Here is a 22,238-nt window from a genome sequence, read left to right as displayed (position 1 = left end):
CGGCATTCCTTATTCGTAGCGCAGGGCCTGCACGGGATCGAGCTTGGAGGCACGCCAGGCGGGGAAAATGGTCGCGATGAAGGAGAGCGTCAGCGCCATGACGACGATCGAGATCGTTTCGCTCAGATCCATCTCGGCCGGCAGCTGGCTGAGGAAATAGACCTGCGGATTGAAGAGTACGGTGCCTGAAATCCAGGAGAAGAACTGGCGGACGGATTCGATGTTGACGCAGACGAGAACGCCGAGCAGCACACCGGCAATAGTGCCGACGATGCCGATCGCCGCTCCGGTCATGAAGAAGATGCGCATGATCGCGCCGGCGCTGGCGCCCATGGTGCGCAGGATGGCGATATCGCTGCCCTTGTCCTTCACCAGCATGATGAGGCCGGAGATGATGTTCAGCGCCGCGACAAGCACGATCAGTGTCAGGATCATGAACATGACGTTGCGCTCGACCTGCAGCGCCGAGAAGAAGGTCTGATTGCGTTGGCGCCAGTCGGTGATGGCGATCTGGCGACCGGCCGCTTCCTCCACCTTGGGCCTCAGATCGTCGATATCGTCGGGGTTATCGACGAAGAGCTCGATCGACTGCACCAGTCCCTCGGCATTGAAATAGAGCTGCGCTTCCTCGAGGGGCATGAAGATGATCGAGGAATCATATTCCGACATACCGATCTCGAAGAGGCCGGAGATTTTGTAGGATTTGATGCGAGGGCTGACGCCCATCGGCGTGATGTCGCCATCTGGTGACGTCAGCGTAATGAGATCGCCAACGCGCAGACCAAGTTGATCGGCCATGCGGCTGCCGATCAGCACGCCGTCGCCGGAGGCATAACCCACCATGTCGCCTGATTTGATGTTGTCGGAGACCGTCTTGAGCTTGGTCAGGTCCTCGGCGCGGGCGCCGCGCACCAGAGCGCCGGTGCTACCGCCGGCCTGGGCGGAGGCGAGCACCTGGCCTTCTACCAGGGGTAGCGCCATCTTGACGCCGGGTACGGCGGCGAGCTTGCTGCTGAGGCCAGGATAATCGGTGAAGGGGCCGTCGACCGGCTGGACGATCATGTGGCCGTTGATGCCGAGGATGCGCGAGACGAGCTCGGTGCGAAAGCCGTTCATCACGGCCATGACGATGATCAGCGTCGCGACGCCGAGCATGATGCCGACGAAGGAGAAGCCGGCGATGACCGATATGAAGGCTTCCTTGCGGCGGGCGCGCAGATAACGCCACGCCACGAGGCGTTCAAAGGTGGAAAATGGCTTGCCAGCCGGACCCAAGCCGGATTTCGAACTCCGGTCCACTGCTGCCTCTGCCATTTCGCCTCCGTTTCCTTAAGCCACGAACCGATTGATCGCCGCTTCGATGGTCATCGTTTCGCGGGCGCCGGTCTTGCGGTCCTTCACTTCCACTTCGCCGTTTGCGACCGCGCGCGGGCCGGCGATGATCTGGACGGGCACACCGATCAGGTCGGCGGTCGCGAATTTCGTGCCGGCCCGGTCGTCGGTATCGTCATAGAGCACATCCTTGCCGGCCTTGCTCAGCGCGGCATAGATCAGCTCGCAGGTATCGTCACAGGCCTGATCGCCCGCCTTCATGTTGATCACAACGACATCGAAGGGCGCGACCGATGCCGGCCAGATGATTCCGTTATCATCATGCGATGCTTCGATGATGGCGGGAACAAGGCGTGTCGGGCCAATACCGTAGGAACCCATGTGAACGAAGTGTTCCTTGCCATCAGGTCCCTGCACTTTCGCGCCCATCGGCTCGGAATACTTCGTACCGAAATAGAAGATATGGCCGACCTCGATGCCGCGCGCCGACAGGCGATCACCTTCGGGAACGGCGTTGAAAGCCGCCTCGTCGTGCATTTCCGAGGTCGCCGCATAGAGCGAGGTCCATTTGTCGAAGATCGCCTGCAGGCCCTCGACACTGTCGAAATCGGTGTGTTCGCCAGGAATATCGAAGTCGACGAAATCCTTGTGACAGAAGACTTCGGATTCGCCGGTATCGGCGAGGATAATGAATTCATGGCTGAGCTTACCGCCGATCGGGCCGGTGTCGGCGCGCATCGGAATGGCGCGCAGGCCGAGCCGGTCGAAGGTTCTGAGATAGGCGGCGAACATCTTGTTATAGGAATGCTCCGCCGCTTCGCGCGTCAGATCGAAGGAGTAGGCATCCTTCATCATGAATTCACGCGAGCGCATGGTGCCGAAGCGCGGACGGATCTCGTCACGGAACTTCAGCTGGATATGATAGAGATTGAGCGGCAGGTCCTTGTAGGACTTGACGGAAGAGCGGAAAATATCCGTCACCATCTCTTCGTTGGTGGGACCGTAGAGCATCGGCCGATCCTGACGGTCCTTGATGCGCAGCATCTCCTTGCCGTAGGCGTCGTAGCGGCCGCTTTCCTGCCAGAGTTCGGCCGATTGCAGGGTCGGCATCGACAGCTCGATGGCGCCGGCGCGGTTCTGCTCGTCGCGGATAATAGCGTTGACCTTGTCGAGCACGCGCTTGCCGAGCGGCAGCCAGGAATAAATGCCCTGTGACTGCTGGCGGATCATGCCGGCACGCAGCATCAGCCGGTGGGAGACGATTTCCGCCTCCTTGGGGTTTTCCTTGAGGATGGGCATGAAATAACGGGACAGACGCATGGCGGATTCCGGAGCAGTTGAGATCCCGCAGCAGGCGGAATCGAAAGACCATTGTTAATGTCGGGAGCGTTCATAGCCGCTTCGCGGCAGGAAGGAAACCCGCAACGGATGCCGGCAACCTCCCGGAAGCGCATGTTCGCACCCGCAAAATGAAAGGGCATGAAAAAGCGCGTGTTTATAAGGGCTTGAACGAAAATCTTGTCAACAGAAAAATTTTGCTAGAGTGTAGCAAAAATGCAAAAAAAGCAGATGACAAAGCCCAATGTTTGAGCTAGTTTTAGCTCACAAAACAGGCAGGAAGTTAAATTCTTGCCGAATTCGCGGTCAAGTCTTGGGAGGATCAGATCTTAGGCGCGCTCGTCGCAGCCCCGGCAACGGTTACAGATCACGCGATACTTAAAACAAGGCTTTTAGCCTTGTTTTTTTTTGGCTTTTCGGCCTTGATCCCAACCAAAAATCCAGCCGGGCTTCCGTAAGGGAATAACCGTCATTCCGTTACGCGAGCTCTTTGCCGCAACAGCATGACAGTGGTATGGCGAAGTTCGATTTCGATAGGTTTACATCTGCTCAAAGTTTGAGCAAAAGCTATGCTCAGTAGAAGCTGGGGGCGAGTTGCGGCAGGGCATCGAAGCCCCAGCCGAAATAGGTGTCGCAGACATACCAGAGGCCGTAGATCAGAGCCGAGATCAGTGTCGTCAGCGAAAACACGAAAGCGGCGCGAAACCGGGCGGGCGCACTCGGAACGGTGCCGAGCACGACGTCGTTGTCGTCCGCCTGGGTGCGCAGGCCAATCGGCAGAACGGCAAAAAGCGTCATCCACCAGATGATGAAGTAGACGGCAAATCCCTGAAGAAAGATCTGGAGCATTGTGGTTCCCGTTGATGCCGCGCTGATATCGCGTCCTTATACGGCAGAATGGCGACTAGCTCAAAGCGGGCGAAGCGTTTAGCCGCCTGCGGGTCACTCTGCCGCAGCAGGGCTCAGGCCTGTTCGAGTTCGATCAGCGTGCCGAAGAAATCTTTGGGATGCAGAAAGAGCACCGGCTTGCCATGGGCGCCGGTCTTCGGCTGGCCATCGCCAAGCACCCTGGCACCCGCCTCTACCAGCCGGTCACGGGCAAGAAGAATATCGTCCACCTCGTAGCAGATATGGTGCATGCCGCCGGACGGGTTCTTTTCGAGGAACGCTGTGATCGGCGAGGTAGCCCCGAGCGGCTGCAGCAACTCGACCTTAGTGTTCGGCAATTCGACGAAGACGACGGTGACGCCGTGTTCCGGCAGAGCCTGCGGCTGCGATACGGCAGCACCCAGCGTATCGCGATAGGCCGCCGTCGCCGCGGCCAGATCGGGCACGGCGATGGCGATATGGTTGACCCTGCCGAGCATGCTCAGACCTTGGTAACGAAGGCGGTGACAAGAGGTTTCTTGCCCCAGGTGTTATTCGCGGCCGAGCGGATAGCGCGGCGCACGGCCTCCTGCAGCATGTCGATATCCTTGCGGCGGGCGCGCGGAATGCTCTCGATGGCGCTGACCGCCGCGTCGAAGAGCGTATCCTCCATATCCTCGCCCTCATCATCGTAGGTCGGCAGGCCGATCGAAATGAGGTCGGGTTCGCCGACGATGTCATAGCGGGCATCGAGCACGACGTTGACCGCGACATGGCCGACATAGGAGAGCTTCTTGCGCTCGCCGATACCCATCTCGTCGAAATCGCCGATCAGCGTGCCATCCTTATAAATCCGGCCATGCGGCGCCTCGCCGATCACCTCGACGGGACCCGGCGCCAGCCGCAGGATGTCGCCATTGCGCACCCGCGGCACCAGCGCGATGCCGGATTGCTCGGCAAGCTCCTTGTGGGCCGTCAGATGTATCGCTTCACCATGCACCGGCACGACGATCTTCGGCCGCGTCCACTCATACATCCGCTGCAGCTCGTTGCGGCGCGGATGGCCGGAAACGTGGACCAACGCCTCGGTATCCGTAATGATGTGCACGCCTTGCTCGACGAGGCCGTTCTTGATGTCCTGGATCGCCTTCTCGTTGCCGGGAATGGCGCGCGAGGAAAAGACGACGATATCGCCCGCCGCAAAGGCCACATTGCGCATCTCGTCCCGGGAGAGCTTGGCAAGGGCTGCCCGCGCCTCGCCCTGGCTGCCGGTGAGGATGACGACGACCTTGTCACGCGGGATATAGCCGTATTCCTCCTCGGAGATGAAGGGCTTCACGCCTTCCATGAGACCGACATCCTGGGCGACGTCGACGACGCGCTTCAGCGAACTGCCGAGCAGCAGCACTTCGCGGCCTGCCGCCTCGGCCGCCTCGGCTACGGTGCGGATACGCCCGACATTCGACGAGAAGGTGGTGATCGCCACCCGGCCCTCGGCATCCTCGATGATCTTGCGCAGGCTTTCGGACACATCCTTCTCGGAGGGCGAGACGCCGTCGCGCAGCGCATTGGTGGAGTCGCACATCAGCGCCAGCACGCCCTCGTCGCCGAGCTGGCGGAAACGCGTCTCGTCAGTCAGGGGCCCGAGCGAAGGCTCGTGGTCGATCTTCCAGTCACCGGTATGGATGACATTGCCGACCGGCGTGCGGATCATCAGCGACATCGGCTCGGGGATCGAATGGTTGACGGCGACGCCTTCGATGCTGAAGGGGCCGACATTGATCGTATCGCCGGCCTTGAACGGCGTCACCGGCACTTCGCCGATCTTAGCCTTCTCGAAATTGCGCTTGGCTTCCAACAGACCAGCGGTAAAACCAGAGGCATAGACCGGCACGTTGAGGCCGGGCCAGAGGTCGGCGAGCGCACCATAATGGTCTTCATGCGCATGGGTGATGATGATCGCCTTGAGGTTCTTTCGTTCGCTGGCGAGGAAGCGGATATCGGGCAATACGAGGTCGACACCCGGCAGGTCTGGCCCCGGAAAAGTGACGCCACAATCGACCATGATCCACTGGCGATGCTCGGGCGGGCCGTAGCCGTAGAGAGCGAGATTCATGCCAATCTCACCGACACCGCCCAGAGGCAGGAATACCAGTTCGTCCTGTTTCGCCATAATTTTCGTTTTTTCCGCTATCCAAAAAACACATCACCGGCAGCAATGGGCATTATCCTGCCAGCGCCGGTATCGAGCATCAACAAGCCATTATCATTAATTCCGGCGAATTGTCCGGAAATCGATCGGTCCGGCAAATTGACCGTAATCTTTTCGCCGATGCCGCAGGCGATCGCGCGCCAGAGCGCCGTGATCTCGCCGATGCCGCGGCCCTCGTCCCATATTTCAAGCACTTCCGCCGTGGCGGCGAAGAGATGCGCGAAGAGTTCCTCCGGCGACGCCGCACTTCCCTGCTGGCGCAGGCAGGTAACGGGGTAGAGCGGATTGTCGGGCATCACCGAGATATTGATGCCGATGCCGACGATCAGCGCGTAACGTCCGTCCGGCAGCCCCTCGCCTTCGACGAGGATGCCGCAGGTCTTCTTTCGGCCGATGAGGATATCGTTCGGCCATTTGACCTCGAGCGGCTCGGCGCCCAGTGGCAGCACCCTGCGGATCGCCTGGTGCACGGCAACGGCGATCGCCAGCGGCAGAGAACCAAGGCGCTCCATCGGCGCCGGGTCGATCAGAAGAAGGGAGGCGTAGAGATTGCCGCGCTCGGAAACCCAGAGCCTACCGCGGCGGCCGCGGCCGCCCGTCTGCCTCTCGGCGGTCACCCAGAGATTGCCGCCATCGCCCGCCCGAGCCCGGGCGAGGCATTCGCTATTGGTAGACGATGTTTCCGACAGAGCCTCGTGCCTGAAATCGCCGAGCGATATCCGGCGCCGTCCGTCGGAAGCCATCAAAAGAGCGTCGCAGCGGCAAGCTCTGCCGCGCCGCCGATCGGGCCGCCGATGAGGACATAGGCGGTGACGAAGAGACCGGAGAGACCGAAGACCAGACGCAGCGCTCCGGAGACACGGGCGAATTCGCCGGTCGCCTCATCGAACCACATCAGCTTGATGACACGCAGATAGTAGTAGGCGCCGACGACCGAAGCGAGAACACCGATGATGGCGAGCGCATAGAGCTTGGCTTCGATGGCGGCAACGAAGACGAAGTACTTCGCGAAGAAGCCGGCGAGCGGCGGGATGCCGGCAAGCGAGAACATCAGCGCCGTCAGCACAACGGCCATGAACGGGTTGGTTGTAGAGAGGCCGGCGAGATCGTCGACATTCTCGACGACGGTGCCGTCCTTGCGGCGCATCGACATGATGATCGCAAAGCTACCGAGCGTCATCACCATGTAAATGACCATATAGAGCATCACGCCGGTGACGCCGGTCTGGTTGCCGGCGGCAAGACCGACCAGCGCATAACCCATGTGGCCGATCGAGGAATAGGCCATCAGCCGCTTGATATTCTTCTGGCCGATCGCCGCAAACGAACCGAGCAGCATCGAGGCGATCGAGATGAAGACGACGACCTGCTGCCAGTCCGCCAGAACCGGCTGGAAGGCGGTGATGACGATACGGGTCATCATCGCCATGGCGGCGACCTTGGGTGCTGCGGCCAGGAAGGCGGTGACGGGTGTCGGCGCACCTTCGTAAACATCCGGCGTCCACATATGGAAGGGAACGGCCGAGATCTTGAAGGCGATGCCGGCGAGGATGAAGACCAGGCCGAAGATCAGGCCGAGCGAACGCGCGCCCTCGACGGACAGCGCCTGGGCAATTTCGGAGAAGTGGGTGTGGCCGGTGAAGCCGTAGACCAGCGACATGCCATAGAGCAGCATGCCGGAGGAAAGCGCGCCGAGGACGAAATATTTCAGGCCGGCTTCGGTCGATTTCAGGCTGTCGCGGTTGATCGCGGCGACGACGTAGAGCGCCAGCGACTGCAGTTCCAACGCCAGATAGAGCGAGATCAGGTCGTTGGCCGAGATCATCAGCAGGATGCCGAGGGTCGCAAGCACCAGGAGAACCGGGAACTCGAACTTGTCGAGCTGATTTTCGCGGGCATGGCCGATCGACATGAAGATGGCGACCAGCGAACCGATCAGCGCCACCAGCTTCATGAAGCGCGAGAAGCCGTCGGCCATGTAGACCCCGCCATAGGCAAGGCCTTCTGCGGGCACGAAGAGCAGCCACAGGCCGGAGGCCAGCAGCAGGACGATGGCGAGGCCGGTGACGAGAAGGCCCGACCGCTCGCCGGAGAAGACGCCGACCATCAACAGGACAAGGGCGCCGACCGCGAGGATGAGCTCCGGCGCGGAAAGATGCAGACTGAGGAGAATTGTTTCAGCGGTCATGTCCAATAAGTCCCGTCATCATTTCATCGACAGCGCAACGTTCTGCGCTGCGTGCACGGCGGCCGTGTAGTTGTTGACCAGCAGATCCACCGAGGCGGCTGTCGCATCGAAGACCGGAGCAGGATAAACGCCGAAGAAGATAGTCAGCGCGACCAGCGGGTAGAGGATCAACTGCTCGCGTGGAGAAAGATCGAGCAGCGCCTTCAGCTTTTCCTTTTCCAGCGCGCCGAAGAGCACCCGGCGATAAAGCCAGAGCGCGTAAGCGGCCGAGAGGATGACGCCGGTGGCGGCAAAGAGCGCTACCCAGGTATTGACCCGGAAGACACCGATCAGCGTCAGGAATTCGCCGACGAAGCCCGACGTGCCGGGAAGCCCGACATTGGCCATGGTGAAGACCATCATCGCCACGGCATATTTCGGCATATTGTTGACCAGGCCACCATAGGCGTTGATCTCGCGGGTGTGGGTGCGGTCGTAGACGACGCCGACGCAGAGGAAGAGCGCGCCGGAGACGATGCCGTGCGAGAGCATCTGGAAGATCGAGCCCTGGACGCCCTGCATGTTAGCAGCAAAGATGCCCATGGTCACGTAGCCCATGTGGGCCACGGAGGAATAGGCGATCAGCTTCTTGATATCGTCCTGCATCATCGCCACCAGAGAGGTGTAGATGATGGCGATGACGGACATGGCAAAGACGAGCGGCGCGAAATAATCGGACGCGACCGGGAACATGCCGAGCGAGAAACGGATGAGACCGTAGCCGCCGAGCTTCAAAAGCACGCCGGCCAGGATCACCGAGCCAGCCGTCGGCGCCTGAACGTGGGCATCGGGAAGCCAGGTATGGACGGGCCACATCGGCATCTTCACCGCGAAGGAGGCGAAGAAGGCAAGCCATAACCAGGTCTGCAGCGCCGGCGGGAACTTGTAGGCGAGCAGTGCGGTAATATCGGTCGTGCCGGCCTGCCAGTACATCGCCATGATGGCGAGCAGCATCAGCACCGAGCCGAGCAGCGTATAGAGGAAGAACTTGTAGCTCGCATAGACGCGGTCCTTGCCGCCCCAGACGCCGATGATCAGGAACATCGGAATGAGGCCCGCCTCGAAGAAGACGTAGAAGAGCACGATATCGAGCGAGACAAAGACGCCGATCATCATCGTTTCGAGGATGAGGAAGGCGATCATGTATTCCTTCAGGCGCTTCTCGATCGAGAGCCAGCTCGCCAGCACACAGAAGGGCATGAGGAAGGTCGACAGGATGACGAACAGCATCGAGATGCCGTCGACGCCGACGTGATAGCCAATGCCGGTGCCGAGCCAATTATGCTTCTCGACCATCTGGAAGCCGGGATTGGCATTGTCGAAGCCGATCCAGATTACGAGCGAGACGACGAAGGTGAAGACGGTGGTGATCAGCGAGATCCACAGCACGTTCTTCCGGCCGGTTTCGCTCTCGCCGTTCATCAGCAGCAGGAGCACCACGCCGACGAGCGGCAGGAAGGTGACCGTTGAAAGAATAGGCCAATCGGTCATCAGAAGGAACTCCCGAGCATCATCCAGGTAACGAGCGCCGCAATGCCGATCAGCATGGCGAAGGCGTAGTGATAGAGGTAACCGGTCTGCAGGCGGACCACGCGATCGGTGACGGCGACGACGCGGGCGGCGACGCCGTTCGGGCCGTAGGTGTCGATGACGCCGACATCACCCTTCTTCCACAGGAAGCGGCCGAGCGCCTTGGCGGAGCGGACGAAAAGGAAGTCGTAGAGTTCGTCGAAATACCACTTGTTCAACAGGAACTTGTAGAGCACGCGGTGCTGCTGCGCGAGGATACGCGGCGTCTGCGGCGAGCGGATATACATGTACCAGGCAGTGACGAAACCGAGCACCATGGCGATGAACGGGCTCAAAGCCACCAGCGCCGGAACATGGTGGAACTCTTCGACCAGTTCGTTCTCGGCGCCGGTAAAGAGCGCACCCTTCCAGAACTCGGCATATTCCTCGCCATAGAACCGGCCTTCGAAGATCACGCCTGCAAGCACCGCACCGATCGCCAGGAGATAGAGCGGCACAAGCATGACCTGCGGAGACTCATGCACGTGGTGCATCACCTCGTGCGAGGCGCGCGGCTTGCCGAAGAAGGTCATGAAGATCAGGCGCCAGGAATAGAAGCTGGTGAACAGAGCCGCGATGACCAGCAGCGCGAAGGCGAAGCCCGAGACCGGCGAATGCGATGCATAAGTCGCCTCGATGATCACGTCCTTGGAGAAGAAGCCGGCAAAGCCGATCGGCGTGAAAGGAATGCCGACGCCGGTGATTGCCAGCGTGCCGATGATCATCAGCACCGCAGTAACTTTAATATGCGGCCACAGGCCGCCCATGTAGCGCATGTCCTGCTCACCATCGACGGCATGGATGACCGAGCCGGCGCAGAGGAAGAGCAGCGCCTTGAAGAAGGCGTGGGTGAAGAGATGGAAGATCGCTGCGCCATAGGCCCCGGCTCCCAGTGCCACGAACATATAGCCGAGCTGCGAGCAGGTGGAATAGGCGATGACACGCTTGATGTCGTTCTGCACGAGAGCGACGGTTGCCGCGAAGAAGGCGGTGATCGCGCCGATCACGGTGACGACAACCAGCGCATCGTGCGACAGTTCGAAGAGCGGCGACATGCGGGCAACGAGGAAGACGCCGGCGGTGACCATGGTGGCGGCATGGATGAGGGCCGAGACCGGGGTCGGGCCTTCCATGGCGTCCGGCAGCCAGGTGTGCAGCAGGAACTGCGCCGACTTGCCCATCGCACCCATGAAAAGCAGCAGGCAGATACCGGTCAGCGCATGCGCCTTGTCGAGCTGCATGCCGAAGAGATTGAGGATCACCTCGCCCGCTTCGCCGCCGCCTTCATGCGGGGCGAAGTTCGAGGCATTGGCGAAGATCGTGTCGAGGTTGATCGAGCCGAACAGCACGAAGACGCCGGCAATGCCCAGCACGAAGCCGAAGTCGCCGACACGGTTGACGATGAAGGCCTTCATCGCCGCGGCCGTCGCCGAGGGCTTCTTGAACCAGAAGCCGATCAGCAGATAGGAGGCGAGACCGACACCTTCCCAGCCGAAGAACATCTGGGCGAGGTTGTCAGCGGTCACCAGCATCAGCATGGCGAAGGTGAAGAGCGAGAGATAGGCGAAGAAGCGCGGGCGATGCGGATCGGTGTGCATGTAGCCGATCGAATAGACATGCACCAGCGTCGAGACCGTGTTGACGACGATCAGCATCACTGACGTCAGCGTATCCACTCGCAGCGACCAGGAGACGTCGATGCCGCCGGACTGGATCCAGCGCAGCACCTCGACCTTGATCGGACCGCCTTCGGCATGGCCCATGCCGACGGTGAAGAAGACGACCCAGGACAGGATGGCGGCGATGATCATCAGGCCGCTGGTGACGTATTCCGAAGCCTTGGCGCCGATCGCGCGGCCAAAAAGGCCGGCGACGATCGCACCGATCAAGGGAAGAAAGACGATAGCCTTATAGAGGAACATGAGCCACTCAGCCCTTCATCATATTGACGTCTTCGACCGCGATCGAGCCGCGGTTGCGGTAGAAGACAACGAGAATTGCAAGACCGATCGCCGCTTCGGCTGCCGCGACCGTCAGGATGAACAGCGCGAAGACCTGGCCGACGATGTCGTTCAGGAAGGAGGAGAAGGCGACCATGTTGATGTTGACGGCAAGCAGGATCAATTCGATCGACATCAGGATGACAATGACGTTCTTCCGGTTCAGGAAGATGCCGAAGACGCCGAGCGTGAAGAGGATGGCGCTGACCGTCAGGTAGTGGGAAAGTCCGATGACCATGTTCTTTGTTCCTTGACCTGCCTTTAGACGCCCTGCCCGGGCTTGACCGAAACCACCTCGACGGCGGTGGCGGGCGTGCGGGCAACCTGCCTGGGAATATTCTGCCGCTTGATGTTGGTGCGGTGTCTCAACGTCAGCACGATCGCGCCGATCATGGCGACGAGGAGCACCAGACCGGCGATCTGGAAGAAATAGACGTAGTTGGTGTAGAGCACGTCGCCGAGGGCGGCCGTATTGGTGCGCTCGCTCAGCGCCGGGATCGGCATGGCGACTGATTTGGCGATCTCAGGCGAGATGACGCTGCCGCCGATGACGACGATCAGTTCGGCTGCGAGGATCACCCCGATCAGCCCGCCGATCGGCGCATATTCGAGAACGCCGGCCCTCAGTTCGGTGAAGTCGATATCGAGCATCATCACCACGAAGAGGAAGAGGACGGCGACGGCGCCGACATAGACGACAAGCAGGATCATCGCCAGGAATTCGGCACCGAGCAGCAGGAAGAGGCCGGCCGCATTGAAGAACACCAGGATCAGGAAGAGAACCGAGTGAACCGGGTTCTTCGCCCAGATGACCATGAACGCCGACGCCACCGCGACAAAGGCGAAAAGATAGAAAAATAGAGCCTGCAGACCCATGTTGGTGCCTTTTTCATCTTCCCCCGGGCAGCCGGGAGTTTCCCTGCCCGATGGAGCTCTCCCTGGCGTTAACCGGAAAAGCTCCTGTGCATATTGACCGCGACAGGAGCGCTTAAGCTCCACCGCGGCATTTCAAAATCTCAATCAGCGGTACGGCGAGTCGATCGCGATGTTGCGGGCGATTTCGCGCTCCCACCGGTCTCCGTTATCCAGAAGCCGTGCCTTGTCGAAGTAGAGCTCTTCGCGGGTTTCCGTCGCAAATTCGAAATTCGGGCCTTCGACGATCGCGTCGACCGGGCAGGCTTCCTGGCAGAAGCCGCAATAGATGCACTTCACCATGTCGATGTCGTAGCGCACCGTGCGGCGCGTGCCGTCATTGCGGCGCGGACCGGCCTCGATGGTGATCGCCTGGGCAGGACAGATCGCCTCGCAGAGCTTGCAGGCGATGCAGCGTTCCTCGCCGTTCGGATAACGGCGCAACGCATGCTCGCCGCGGAAACGCGGGGAGACCGGACCCTTTTCGAAGGGATAGTTGATCGTCGCCTTCTGGCGGAAGAAATAGCGCATCGACAGAAAGAACGCGCCGACGAATTCCTTGAGAAACAGCGAGTTGATGGAGCCGGACAAGCTTGCCATCTTCAACCTCCAATTTTGCCGAAAACGAGAGCGGGCAGCATCATGCCCAACCCATCAGTTTCAGCACGAATGCAACGATGACGACCATGGCGAGCGACAGCGGCAGGAACACCTTCCAGCCGAGGCGCATGAGCTGGTCGTAGCGGTAGCGCGGAACGAAGGCCTTGACCATCGCGAACATGAAGAACACGAAGCAGGCCTTCAGCGTGAACCAGATGATGCCTGGGACCCAGTTGAGGATCCAGATATCGACCGGGGGCAGCCAGCCGCCGAGGAAGAGGATCGTCGTCAGCGCGCACATCAGGCAGACGGCCGCATATTCGCCGAGCATGAACATCATGTATGGCGATGAGCCGTATTCGACCATGAAGCCGGCGACGAGTTCCGATTCGGCTTCCGGAAGGTCGAAGGGCGGGCGGTTCGTTTCGGCAAGTGCCGAAATGAAGAAGATGATGAACATCGGGAAGAGCGACAGCCAGTGCCAGTCGAGGAACGACGCCGGCAGGCCGAGCATGGTGCCGAGGCCGGTATGCTGCGCATTGACGATATCGGTCAGGTTCAGCGAGCCGACGCAGAGAAGCACGGTGACGATGACGAAGCCGATCGAGACTTCATAGGAGACCATCTGTGCCGCCGAGCGCAGCGCGCCGAGGAACGGATACTTCGAGTTCGAAGCCCAGCCGCCCATGATGATGCCGTAGACCTCGAGCGAGGAGATCGCGAAAATATAGAGGATGCCGACATTGATGTTGGCGATCACCCATCCGTCGGCCAGCGGCACCACCGCCCAGGTGGACAGCGCCAGAAGCACCGTTACCAGCGGGGCCAACAGGAACACCGCCTTGTTGGCGCCGGCCGGAATGATCGGCTCCTTGAAGACGAACTTCAAAAGATCGGCGAAGGACTGGAACAGGCCGAAGGGACCGACGACGTTCGGGCCGCGGCGCAGCTGCACGGCTGCCCAGATCTTGCGGTCGGCGAGCAGCACATAGGCGATGAAGACGAGCAGGCAGACGAGAAGCAGCAGCGACTGGCCGACCATGATGATCGCCGGCAAGACATAGCTTGAAAAGAAAGAATCCATAGTCCCTGCCCTTACTCTGCCGCGACTTTGAAGTTGTTGCGGGCCAATGCCGAGCACTCCGCCATGACAGCCGAGGCACGCGCTATCGGGTTCGTCAAATAGAAGTCTTTCACCGGCGACGCAAACCCGGATTTGTTCATCTTGCCGGCTTTTTTCGCAACTGCGGCAATTTGGGCGCTATTGGCTTCGGCGATCTCGTCGATGGCAGCGAAATGCGGGAAAGCGGCATAGAGCCGGACACGCAATTCGCTGAGCGAATCGAAGGGAAGCTTCTTGCCGAGCACGTCGGAAAGGGCGCGGATGATCGCCCAGTCCTCGCGGGCATCACCCGGCGCAAAACCTGCACGGTTGCCCATCTGGACGCGGCCTTCGGTGTTGACCCAGGTGCCGGACTTTTCGGTATAGGCTGCGGCTGGCAGGATGACGTCGGCATGGTGTGCGCCGTTATCGCCATGCGAGCCGATATAGACGGTGAGCTTGGCCTTCTTGGCGGTGAAGTCGAGTTCGTCTGCACCGAGCAGGAAGAGCACGTCCATCGCCGTCAGCATCTCGGCTGCGTTGACGCCCTTGGCGCCCGGCACGAAGCCGAGGTCGAGGCCGCCGACACGCGCGGCAGCGGTGTGGAGGACGGCAAAGCCGTTCCAGCCTTCGACGACCGCGCCGACGGAACCGGCAAGCTTGGCGGCACTGGCGAGAACGCCGGCGCCGTCGGTGCGCGAGAGCGCCCCCTGGCCGATGATGATCATCGGCTTGGCGGCATTCTTCAGCACGTCCGCGAAGGCGTGGGTGCCGTCGACCAGATCCTTCAGCGTGTCGGGACCGCCGCCGAGGTAATCATAGCTGTAGCGCAGTTCAGCACGCTCGCCGATCACGCCGATCGGGAACTTGCCGCGGCGCCAGCGCTTGCGGATGCGGGCGTTGAGGATGGCAGCCTCGAAGCGCGGATTGGCGCCGATGATCAGCAGCGCGTCGGCCTGGTCGATGCCCGAGATCGTCGGGTTGAAGAGATAGCTTGCACGGCCGAGCGACGGATCGAGTGCCGCCCCATCCTGGCGACAGTCGAGATTGACCGACCCCAGCGACTTCACCAGTTCGGAGAGTGCATACATTTCCTCGACGGAAGCGAGGTCGCCCGATATCGCGCCGATCTTGTCGCCCGAGGTGGCGCCGACGGCGGCCTTGATAGCGCCGAAGGCTTCGGCCCAGGTGGCGGGCTGCAGGCGGCCGTCGCGGCGAACATAGGGCCGGTCGAGGCGCTGGGTCTTCAGTCCATCCCAGATGAAGCGGCTCTTATCGGAAATCCACTCCTCGTTGATCGCCTCATTGACGCGCGGCAGGATGCGCATGACTTCGCGGCCGCGGGTGTCGACGCGGATCGCCGAACCGACGGCATCCATGACGTCGATCGATTCGGTCTTGTTCAGCTCCCACGGGCGCGCGGTGAAGGCGAAGGGCTTCGAGGTGAGCGCGCCGACCGGGCAAAGGTCGACGACATTGCCCTGCAGCTCGGAGGTCATCGCCTGTTCGAGATAGGTGGTGATCTCGGCATCCTCGCCGCGGCCGATCAGGCCGAGTTCGGAAATGCCGGCGACCTCGGTGGTGAAGCGGACGCAGCGCGTGCAGTGGATGCAGCGGTTCATCACCGTCTTAACGAGCGGGCCGATATACTTGTCCTCGACGGCACGCTTGTCTTCCTGATAGCGCGAGGTGTCGATGCCGAAGGCCATCGCCTGGTCCTGCAGATCGCATTCGCCGCCCTGGTCGCAGATCGGGCAATCGAGCGGATGGTTGATCAGCAGGAATTCCATCACACCTTCGCGGGCCTTTTTGACCATCGGGGTGTTGGTGAAGACCTCAGGCAGTTCGCCGTTCGGGCCGCCGCGGATATCGCGCACGCTCATGGCGCAGGAAGCCTGCGGCTTCGGCGGTCCGCCCTTCACCTCGACAAGGCACATGCGGCAGTTGCCGGCAACCGACAGGCGCTCATGGAAGCAGAAGCGCGGAACCTCGGCGCCGGCATCCTCGCACGCCTGCAATAGCGTGTAATGATCCGGAACTTCGATCTCGTTGCCGTCAATCTTCAGTTTTGCCATCGTCGCTCAGTCCTGTTTCCCGTTTGCCTGATGACGGCAAACAAACCTATTTTTGCAGCACTCTCATTGCCAAGCCGGATCTTTCGTCCTGCCGACATCTGATGTCGCCCAAATTCTCTGTCGCGCATTCCAGATCCGGAACCCGCACCGGCATCCTGAGGCCCCCGCCCGTCCGCCGACCTGCCCATCTTTCCGGCCGATCGACACGGCCGGACAGTTCATTTCTTTCTGCGGCCCCGCCCTGCCAGAACTTTCGCTTGGCCGGTCCAGTCGTCACGCAGAATGCGGCCGTTGAAGCCGAGTTCGGTGTCGAACCGGTCGATTTCCTCGTCGGTCCAGCCAGCAATCTCGGCGAAGCTGCGAATGCCCTTGGCGTTCAGCACCTGCTCCAGCTTCGGGCCGATGCCGGCGATCAGCTTGAGATCATCGGTCTTCCCCCGCCCAACCGGTTTTGCCTTCACGGCCACCTTTGGCTCGCTGGCCTTCGTTTGACTGGCTGGCTTCGCTTGGCTGACTGGCTTCGGCCGGCTGGCTGGCGTCGGCTCGCTGACCGGTTTGACGACCGTCAGTCTCGGTCCTGCCTTTTGCTCGGCCGACGGCTTGGTGACCGCCTTCACGACCGGGCGAATATTCTCCGGCCGGATATCGACATCGGGCTTCAGTTCGTCCGGCGGCGTGTCATCGAGGGCGGCCGCGACCTTGCTGGTGGTTTCCAGGGCGCTCTGGAAGGCCCCGAAGAAGGCGCCGGCCATCTGGGTCGAGAAACCGAAGCCGATCGCCGTTGCGGCGGCAAAGGCTGCAGCGGGATGCGCCATCAGCGGATGCACCGGCATCGCCCGTGCGTTTTCCAGCATCTCGGCAGCAAGACGGCCGAACCCGGCCGCGAAATCGGCGGCCTCTTCGTTTTTCCTACCCTTGGATGCATTGTCCGCCATGACTATTCAGCCGCCTCCAGAACCGCGCCGTGATCAAGCGCGCTCGCCGTATACTGGTCGATGCGCTTTTCGATCTCGGGACGGAAGTTACGGATCAGACCCTGCACCGGCCATGCGGCGGCGTCGCCGAGCGCGCAGATGGTGTGGCCTTCGATCTGCTTCGTCACCTGGAACAACATGTCGATTTCGCGCTTCTGGGCATTGCCCTTGGCCATGCGCTCCATCACGCGCCACATCCAGCCCGTGCCTTCGCGGCAGGGCGTGCACTGGCCGCAGCTCTCATGCTTGAAGAAGGCGGAGATACGAGCGATCGCCTTAATGACGTCGGTGGACTTGTCCATGACGATCGCGGCCGCCGTACCGAAAGACGAGCCGACACCGCGCAGGCCGTCGAAATCCATCGGGCAGTCGATGATGTCCTTGGCCGGAACGATCGGGCAGGATGCGCCGCCCGGAATGACGGCAAGCAGGTTGTCCCAGCCGCCGCGGATGCCGCCGGCATGGCGGTCGACCAGTTCGCGGAAGGTGATGCCCATTTCCTCTTCGACCGTGCACGGCTTATTGACGTGGCCGGAGAGCATGAACAGCTTGGTGCCGACATTGTTCGGACGGCCGATGGCCGAGAACCAGCCGGCGCCGCGGCGCAGGATCGTCGGCGCAACAGCGATCGATTCGACGTTATTGACCGTCGTCGGGCAGCCATAGAGCCCCATATTGGCCGGGAACGGCGGCTTCAGGCGCGGCTGGCCCTTCTTGCCTTCGAGGCTTTCGAGCAGCGCGGTTTCCTCGCCGCAGATATAGGCGCCAGCGCCGTGATGGACGAAGATATCCATGTCCCAGCCGAGCTTGTTGTTCTTGCCGAGCAGGCCATAATCATAGCACTCGTCGATCGCCGCCTGCAGCGCCTCGCGCTCGCGGATATATTCGCCGCGCACGTAAATGTAGGCCGCATTGGCGCCCATAGCGAAGCTCGCGATGACACAGCCTTCGATCAGCGTATGCGGATCGTGGCGCATGATGTCGCGGTCTTTGCAGGTGCCGGGCTCGGATTCGTCGGCGTTGACCACGAGGTAGTGCGGGCGGCCGTCGCTTTCCTTCGGCATGAAGGACCATTTGAGGCCTGTCGGGAAGCCGGCGCCGCCACGACCGCGAAGGCCTGACGCCTTCATCTCGTTGATGATCCAGTCGCGGCCCTTTTCGAGGATCTGCTTGGTGCCGTCCCAGTGGCCGCGGCTCATCGCGCCCTTCAGGGACTTGTCCTTGAGGCCGTAGATGTTGGTAAAGATGCGGTCTTTATCTTGTAACATGCTTCACCTCTTACCGCGGCTTCTTGCCGAAGACCTTGATATATTCCGCTTCCCCGCCCTTGGCGAGCGCCTTGGCCTGCTTGACCCAGTCATCGCGCTCGATGCGGCCGCGGAAATTCAAATAGCCATCGACCCATTCGCGTTCGGCCTTCTTCCAGCCTGCGACCTGCGCGAAGGTGAAGATGCCGATTTCGTTCAACGTCGCCTCGATCTTCGGGCCGACACCCGAGATCATCTTCAGATCGTCCGGGGCGGCGGGCTTTTCGATACCGGCTGGACGGTTCTTGTCGGTCAGGGCAGGCTTTGCCGCCGTGGCAGCCTCGGCCTTGACGGCAGCTTTCGGCGTCGGTTCGGCAGCCGCAGTGCCGGAGACCGGCTGCTCCTCGGCTGCCTTTGCGTTTTTCGCAGCCGCCTTGGGCGCCGTTGCCGGCGTCTTCAGGGTAGCATTGGTCTCGGCATCGGTGCTTTTTGGGCGGGCGGCCTCGGAGGGCGGCACCGGCGCGCGGTCGACCGGAGCCGACACGGTTTCGGCATCGGCCTTCTTGGCGCGCGTCCTTGCCTTCGGCTCTTCGGTCGTCAGCGAGGTCAGGCCGCCTTCAGGCGCCGAAAACACCCGGTCGATCTGGGTGCCAGGCTTGATGCTGGCGCCATTGCCGGCGGCAAAGACGTCGATGATTTCTTCGAGACGCTCGGGCGTCAGGTCCTCATAGGTGTCCTTGCCGATCATCACCATCGGCGCATTGACGCAGGCCCCGAGACATTCGACCTCTTCCCAGGACAGCGTGCCTTCGGCATTGCGCTCGAAGGCATGGGCATGGATCTTGCTCTTGCAGACCGACATCAGCGCTTCCGAGCCGCGCAGCATGCAGGGCGTCGTACCGCACACCTGCACATGGGCGCGGGTGCCGACCGGATGCAGCTGGAACTGCGTATAGAAGGTCGCGACCTCGAGCACGCGGATATAGGCCATATCAAGCATGTCGGCGATCTTTTCGATCGCCGCGCGCGTGACCCAGCCGTCCTGCTCCTGCGCCCGCATCAACAGCGGGATGACCGCCGATTGCTGGCGGCCGGCGGGGTATTTCTGGATCGTCTTGTCCGCCCAGACCGCATTCTCATCGCTGAAGGCGAATGCGGCAGGCTGGAATTGATCTTCGGCTAATCGACGAACGGACATTCTTTCTCACGCCTTGTCAGTTTAGGGTTCCACACCGCGAAGCGGTCAAAGACTGCATTTCGCAGGCATAGGCCGACTGGTCTTTTTGCATAAACACTACGAATTTGCTGCCGTTCGGAATGGCAGCCTTGATCTGATAGCCCTTGGACAAAAGCTCGCCCATGGACGATTGCTGCGCCGGCGGCGTCTCTTCCTTGTGGCCCAGCGGCGTGCCGAGGCTATCGGACTCCTGAGCCGAAACCCCGGATGCCGAAAGAAGGATTGCGACGGCCAGCGGCAGAAGCTGCATCAGCGGTCCACCTCGCCGAAGACGATATCGAGAGAGCCGAGGACGGCCGCAACGTCGGCAAGCTGGTGGCCGCGGCACATGAAGTCCATCGCCTGCAGGTGGGCGTAACCCGGCGCACGGATCTTGCAGCGATAGGGCTTGTTGGTGCCGTCGGAGACGAGATAGACGCCGAACTCACCCTTCGGCGCTTCGACGGCGGCATAAACCTCGCCGGCCGGCACATGGTAGCCTTCGGTATAGAGTTTGAAGTGGTGGATCAGCGCTTCCATCGAGCGCTTCATCTCACCGCGCTTCGGTGGCACAACCTTGCCGTCGATCGACGAGAAAGGACCCGTCTTGGCATCCGAGAGCAGGCGATTGACGCATTGCTTCATGATACGGACGGATTCGCGCATCTCGATCATACGGATCAGATAGCGGTCGTAATTGTCGCCGTTCTTGCCGATCGGGATGTCGAATTCGAGATCGGAATAACATTCATAGGGCTGGGCGCGACGCAGATCCCAGGCCGCACCCGAACCACGCACCATGACCCCGGAAAAGCCCCAAGCCCAGCATTCCTCCAGCGAGACGACGCCGATATCGACGTTGCGCTGCTTGAAGATGCGGTTGCCGGTCAACAGGTTGTCGATGTCGTCGAGCGCCTTCAGGAACGGATCGCACCAGGCACCGATATCCTGCACGAGCTGTTCGGGCAGATCCTGATGGACGCCGCCCGGACGGAAATAGGCTGCGTGCATGCGCGAGCCGCTGGCGCGCTCGTAGAACACCATCAGCTTTTCACGCTCTTCGAAGCCCCAGAGCGGCGGCGTCAGCGCGCCGACGTCCATGGCCTGTGTCGTGACGTTCAGGAGGTGCGACAGGATGCGGCCGATTTCCGAATAGAGAACGCGGATCAGCTGACCTCGAATCGGGATCTCGATGCCGAGCAGCTTTTCGACGGCCATCGCATAGGCATGTTCCTGGTTCATTGGCGCGACGTAATCGAGGCGATCGAAATAGGGCACGGCCTGAAGATAGGTCTTGGTCTCGATCAGCTTCTCGGTGCCGCGATGCAAAAGGCCGATATGCGGATCGACCCGCTCCACAATTTCGCCGTCAAGCTCCAGGACAAGACGAAGAACGCCGTGCGCCGCTGGATGCTGCGGTCCGAAGTTGATGTTGAAGTTGCGGACGTTATGTTCGGTCATGGCGATCAACTCGCTTAGAGTGAGTAGTGGCTAGTGAGTAGTGATTAGTTTCGACCGTTCACTATTCATCAGCTTTCCGGTGCTGAACGCTTCGAATAAGCGATCCCAGCATCTTTCCAATTTCGTCGCATCGGTCGAGCAATTCGTCCAAGGCCGAGGCTTGAAGAAAGCCAATTCGTCCGGCGATGATCAAATGCGTCTCCAATTCTTTCAACGAGCCCTGAGCGATCTTGAGAAATTGGGCGAACGAGCCTCGATTTTCTCTTCCATAGCCCTCCGCGATATTCGCGGCCACGGAAGCAGAAGATCGTCTAATCTGGCTGGTCAACCCATAAATCTCTTCCCGCGGGAAAGTTCTCGTCACCTCATAACAAACAACAGACAGCTCGATAGCAAATTTCCAGACTTTCAAGTCACGGTAGGAAGTGATTTTCCCGTTCGTCACCCGGATATCTAGCCGCTACTCACTACCGACTATTCACTACTCACTGTTTCGCCTTTTCATCCCCAGGCAGCACATACTCCGTGCCTTCCCAAGGCGACATAAAGTCGAAGTTGCGGAATTCCTGCTTCAGCTCGACCGGCTCGTAGACGACGCGCTTTGCCGCGTCGTCGTAACGCACTTCGACAAAACCGGTGGTCGGGAAATCCTTGCGCAGCGGATGGCCTTCGAAGCCGTAGTCGGTCAGGATGCGGCGCAGGTCCGGATGGCCGGTAAAGAGCACGCCGTACATGTCCCAGGTCTCGCGCTCGAACCAGTCGGCACCAGGATAGACCGGGCAGGCGGACGGAACCGGCGTATCTTCATCCGTTGCGACCTTGACACGGATGCGCAGGTTCTTCTTGGGCGACAGCAGGTGGTAGACGACATCGAAACGCAGCTCGCGCTGCGGCCAGTCGACCCCGCAAATATCGATCAGGTTGACGAAACCGCATTTGGCGTCGTCGCGCAGGAAAGTCAGAAGCGCAACCAGGTTTTCACCCGTGGTCGTCAGCGTCAGTTCGCCATACTTCATCTGCGATGCGGCGATCAGGTTGCCGCGCGCTTCGCCAAGGTAGGACGCAAGCTCAGTCAGGGCTTCACTCATATGCCTTGTCCTTAACCC

The 22,238-nt window shown here is 60.9% G+C and carries 21 protein-coding genes; all 21 read right to left on the bottom strand.

Features of this window, described 5'->3' with window-relative positions; genetic code table 11:
• Nucleotides 1-9: 9 nt before the first annotated feature.
• The 21 genes from BS630_RS03370 to BS630_RS03270 all read right to left on the bottom strand — a co-directional run bounded on the left by BS630_RS03370 (nt 10) and on the right by BS630_RS03270 (nt 22,220).
• A complete protein-coding gene (locus tag BS630_RS03370; protein ID WP_077976239.1) occupies nt 10-1,314 on the bottom strand; it encodes a lipoprotein-releasing ABC transporter permease subunit in 1,305 nt (434 codons plus the stop codon).
• Between the two features lie 15 nt (nt 1,315-1,329).
• Nucleotides 1,330-2,652, bottom strand: coding sequence for a proline--tRNA ligase (proS, locus tag BS630_RS03365; protein WP_077976238.1), 1,323 nt, complete (start codon nt 2,650-2,652; stop codon nt 1,330-1,332).
• Between the two features lie 591 nt (nt 2,653-3,243).
• Complete coding sequence (locus BS630_RS03360; RefSeq protein WP_077976237.1) at nt 3,244-3,519, bottom strand: DUF1467 family protein; 276 nt, start codon at nt 3,517-3,519, stop codon at nt 3,244-3,246.
• Between the two features lie 113 nt (nt 3,520-3,632).
• Nucleotides 3,633-4,037 (bottom strand): methylmalonyl-CoA epimerase, encoded by a 405-nt coding sequence (gene mce / locus BS630_RS03355; RefSeq protein ID WP_018494112.1) that lies wholly within the window; start codon nt 4,035-4,037, stop codon nt 3,633-3,635.
• Between the two features lie 2 nt (nt 4,038-4,039).
• A complete protein-coding gene (locus tag BS630_RS03350) occupies nt 4,040-5,710 on the bottom strand; it encodes a ribonuclease J (RefSeq protein ID WP_077976236.1) in 1,671 nt (556 codons plus the stop codon).
• A gap of 17 nt (nt 5,711-5,727) precedes the next feature.
• Nucleotides 5,728-6,492 carry a biotin--[acetyl-CoA-carboxylase] ligase gene (locus BS630_RS03345; RefSeq protein ID WP_077976235.1) on the bottom strand — a complete coding sequence of 255 codons (765 nt, stop codon included), beginning with the start codon at nt 6,490-6,492 and terminating at the stop codon, nt 5,728-5,730.
• Nucleotides 6,492-7,937 (bottom strand): NADH-quinone oxidoreductase subunit NuoN, encoded by a 1,446-nt coding sequence (gene nuoN, locus BS630_RS03340; protein WP_025394102.1) that lies wholly within the window; start codon nt 7,935-7,937, stop codon nt 6,492-6,494. The genes BS630_RS03345 and nuoN overlap by 1 nt, the downstream gene beginning before the upstream one ends.
• Before the next feature lie 18 nt (nt 7,938-7,955).
• Complete coding sequence (locus BS630_RS03335) at nt 7,956-9,467, bottom strand: NADH-quinone oxidoreductase subunit M (RefSeq protein WP_077976234.1); 1,512 nt, start codon at nt 9,465-9,467, stop codon at nt 7,956-7,958.
• Complete coding sequence (gene nuoL / locus BS630_RS03330; protein ID WP_077976233.1) at nt 9,467-11,467, bottom strand: NADH-quinone oxidoreductase subunit L; 2,001 nt, start codon at nt 11,465-11,467, stop codon at nt 9,467-9,469. The genes BS630_RS03335 and nuoL overlap by 1 nt, the downstream gene beginning before the upstream one ends.
• Before the next feature lie 7 nt (nt 11,468-11,474).
• On the bottom strand, nt 11,475-11,783 hold the full coding sequence (nuoK, locus tag BS630_RS03325) for an NADH-quinone oxidoreductase subunit NuoK (protein WP_003547388.1): 309 nt from the start codon (nt 11,781-11,783) through the stop codon (nt 11,475-11,477).
• Nucleotides 11,784-11,806: 23 nt separating this feature from the next.
• Nucleotides 11,807-12,421: an NADH-quinone oxidoreductase subunit J gene (locus tag BS630_RS03320; RefSeq protein ID WP_003547387.1), complete on the bottom strand. Its 615-nt coding sequence runs from the start codon at nt 12,419-12,421 to the stop codon at nt 11,807-11,809.
• 144 nt (nt 12,422-12,565) lie between these two features.
• Nucleotides 12,566-13,057 (bottom strand): NADH-quinone oxidoreductase subunit NuoI, encoded by a 492-nt coding sequence (gene nuoI / locus BS630_RS03315; RefSeq protein ID WP_017959943.1) that lies wholly within the window; start codon nt 13,055-13,057, stop codon nt 12,566-12,568.
• A 40-nt stretch (nt 13,058-13,097) separates the two neighbouring features.
• The gene (nuoH, locus tag BS630_RS03310) at nt 13,098-14,141 is read right to left on the bottom strand and encodes an NADH-quinone oxidoreductase subunit NuoH (protein ID WP_077976232.1); all 1,044 of its coding nucleotides are present in this window, start codon (nt 14,139-14,141) and stop codon (nt 13,098-13,100) included.
• Nucleotides 14,142-14,152: 11 nt separating this feature from the next.
• The gene (gene nuoG, locus BS630_RS03305; protein WP_077976231.1) at nt 14,153-16,234 is read right to left on the bottom strand and encodes an NADH-quinone oxidoreductase subunit NuoG; all 2,082 of its coding nucleotides are present in this window, start codon (nt 16,232-16,234) and stop codon (nt 14,153-14,155) included.
• A 218-nt stretch (nt 16,235-16,452) separates the two neighbouring features.
• The gene (locus BS630_RS03300) at nt 16,453-17,169 is read right to left on the bottom strand and encodes an NADH-quinone oxidoreductase subunit E (protein ID WP_077976230.1); all 717 of its coding nucleotides are present in this window, start codon (nt 17,167-17,169) and stop codon (nt 16,453-16,455) included.
• Nucleotides 17,170-17,171: 2 nt separating this feature from the next.
• Nucleotides 17,172-18,476, bottom strand: a complete 1,305-nt coding sequence (nuoF, locus tag BS630_RS03295; RefSeq protein ID WP_003547378.1) for an NADH-quinone oxidoreductase subunit NuoF — start codon at nt 18,474-18,476, stop codon at nt 17,172-17,174.
• Between the two features lie 10 nt (nt 18,477-18,486).
• A complete protein-coding gene (locus BS630_RS03290) occupies nt 18,487-19,653 on the bottom strand; it encodes an NADH-quinone oxidoreductase subunit E (RefSeq protein WP_077976229.1) in 1,167 nt (388 codons plus the stop codon).
• A 16-nt stretch (nt 19,654-19,669) separates the two neighbouring features.
• Nucleotides 19,670-19,942 carry a hypothetical protein gene (locus BS630_RS03285; protein ID WP_025394095.1) on the bottom strand — a complete coding sequence of 91 codons (273 nt, stop codon included), beginning with the start codon at nt 19,940-19,942 and terminating at the stop codon, nt 19,670-19,672.
• Complete coding sequence (locus tag BS630_RS03280) at nt 19,942-21,132, bottom strand: NADH-quinone oxidoreductase subunit D (protein ID WP_018484018.1); 1,191 nt, start codon at nt 21,130-21,132, stop codon at nt 19,942-19,944. Before BS630_RS03280 ends, BS630_RS03285 begins: the two co-directional genes overlap by 1 nt.
• A 61-nt stretch (nt 21,133-21,193) precedes the next feature.
• A complete protein-coding gene (locus BS630_RS03275; protein WP_077976228.1) occupies nt 21,194-21,577 on the bottom strand; it encodes a four helix bundle protein in 384 nt (127 codons plus the stop codon).
• 40 nt (nt 21,578-21,617) lie between these two features.
• Nucleotides 21,618-22,220 carry an NADH-quinone oxidoreductase subunit C gene (locus BS630_RS03270; RefSeq protein WP_003558447.1) on the bottom strand — a complete coding sequence of 201 codons (603 nt, stop codon included), beginning with the start codon at nt 22,218-22,220 and terminating at the stop codon, nt 21,618-21,620.
• Nucleotides 22,221-22,238 lie beyond the last annotated feature (18 nt).

The sequence above is a fragment of the Rhizobium laguerreae genome (assembly GCF_002008165.1).
GTDB classification, from domain to species: Bacteria; Pseudomonadota; Alphaproteobacteria; order Rhizobiales; family Rhizobiaceae; genus Rhizobium; species Rhizobium laguerreae.
This window is presented reverse-complemented; position numbering and strand designations above follow the sequence as displayed.

Excerpts from the sequence above, each read along its gene's own strand:
- nuoI (WP_017959943.1), bottom strand. The coding sequence starts at position 13,057 with ATGGCAAGCTTGTCCGGCTCCATCAACTCGCTGTTTCTCAAGGAATTC.
- BS630_RS03370 (WP_077976239.1), bottom strand. The coding sequence starts at position 1,314 with ATGGCAGAGGCAGCAGTGGACCGGAGTTCGAAATCCGGCTTGGGTCCG.
- BS630_RS03335 (WP_077976234.1), bottom strand. The coding sequence starts at position 9,467 with ATGACCGATTGGCCTATTCTTTCAACGGTCACCTTCCTGCCGCTCGTC.
- proS (WP_077976238.1), bottom strand. The coding sequence starts at position 2,652 with ATGCGTCTGTCCCGTTATTTCATGCCCATCCTCAAGGAAAACCCCAAG.
- BS630_RS03285 (WP_025394095.1), bottom strand. The coding sequence starts at position 19,942 with ATGCAGCTTCTGCCGCTGGCCGTCGCAATCCTTCTTTCGGCATCCGGG.
- BS630_RS03290 (WP_077976229.1), bottom strand. The coding sequence starts at position 19,653 with ATGTCCGTTCGTCGATTAGCCGAAGATCAATTCCAGCCTGCCGCATTC.
- BS630_RS03360 (WP_077976237.1), bottom strand. The coding sequence starts at position 3,519 with ATGCTCCAGATCTTTCTTCAGGGATTTGCCGTCTACTTCATCATCTGG.
- mce (WP_018494112.1), bottom strand. The coding sequence starts at position 4,037 with ATGCTCGGCAGGGTCAACCATATCGCCATCGCCGTGCCCGATCTGGCC.
- BS630_RS03280 (WP_018484018.1), bottom strand. The coding sequence starts at position 21,132 with ATGACCGAACATAACGTCCGCAACTTCAACATCAACTTCGGACCGCAG.
- BS630_RS03270 (WP_003558447.1), bottom strand. The coding sequence starts at position 22,220 with ATGAGTGAAGCCCTGACTGAGCTTGCGTCCTACCTTGGCGAAGCGCGC.
- BS630_RS03300 (WP_077976230.1), bottom strand. The coding sequence starts at position 17,169 with ATGGCGGACAATGCATCCAAGGGTAGGAAAAACGAAGAGGCCGCCGAT.
- BS630_RS03345 (WP_077976235.1), bottom strand. The coding sequence starts at position 6,492 with ATGGCTTCCGACGGACGGCGCCGGATATCGCTCGGCGATTTCAGGCAC.
- nuoL (WP_077976233.1), bottom strand. The coding sequence starts at position 11,467 with ATGTTCCTCTATAAGGCTATCGTCTTTCTTCCCTTGATCGGTGCGATC.
- nuoF (WP_003547378.1), bottom strand. The coding sequence starts at position 18,476 with ATGTTACAAGATAAAGACCGCATCTTTACCAACATCTACGGCCTCAAG.
- BS630_RS03320 (WP_003547387.1), bottom strand. The coding sequence starts at position 12,421 with ATGGGTCTGCAGGCTCTATTTTTCTATCTTTTCGCCTTTGTCGCGGTG.
- nuoG (WP_077976231.1), bottom strand. The coding sequence starts at position 16,234 with ATGGCAAAACTGAAGATTGACGGCAACGAGATCGAAGTTCCGGATCAT.
- nuoN (WP_025394102.1), bottom strand. The coding sequence starts at position 7,937 with ATGACCGCTGAAACAATTCTCCTCAGTCTGCATCTTTCCGCGCCGGAG.
- nuoK (WP_003547388.1), bottom strand. The coding sequence starts at position 11,783 with ATGGTCATCGGACTTTCCCACTACCTGACGGTCAGCGCCATCCTCTTC.
- BS630_RS03350 (WP_077976236.1), bottom strand. The coding sequence starts at position 5,710 with ATGGCGAAACAGGACGAACTGGTATTCCTGCCTCTGGGCGGTGTCGGT.
- nuoH (WP_077976232.1), bottom strand. The coding sequence starts at position 14,141 with ATGGATTCTTTCTTTTCAAGCTATGTCTTGCCGGCGATCATCATGGTC.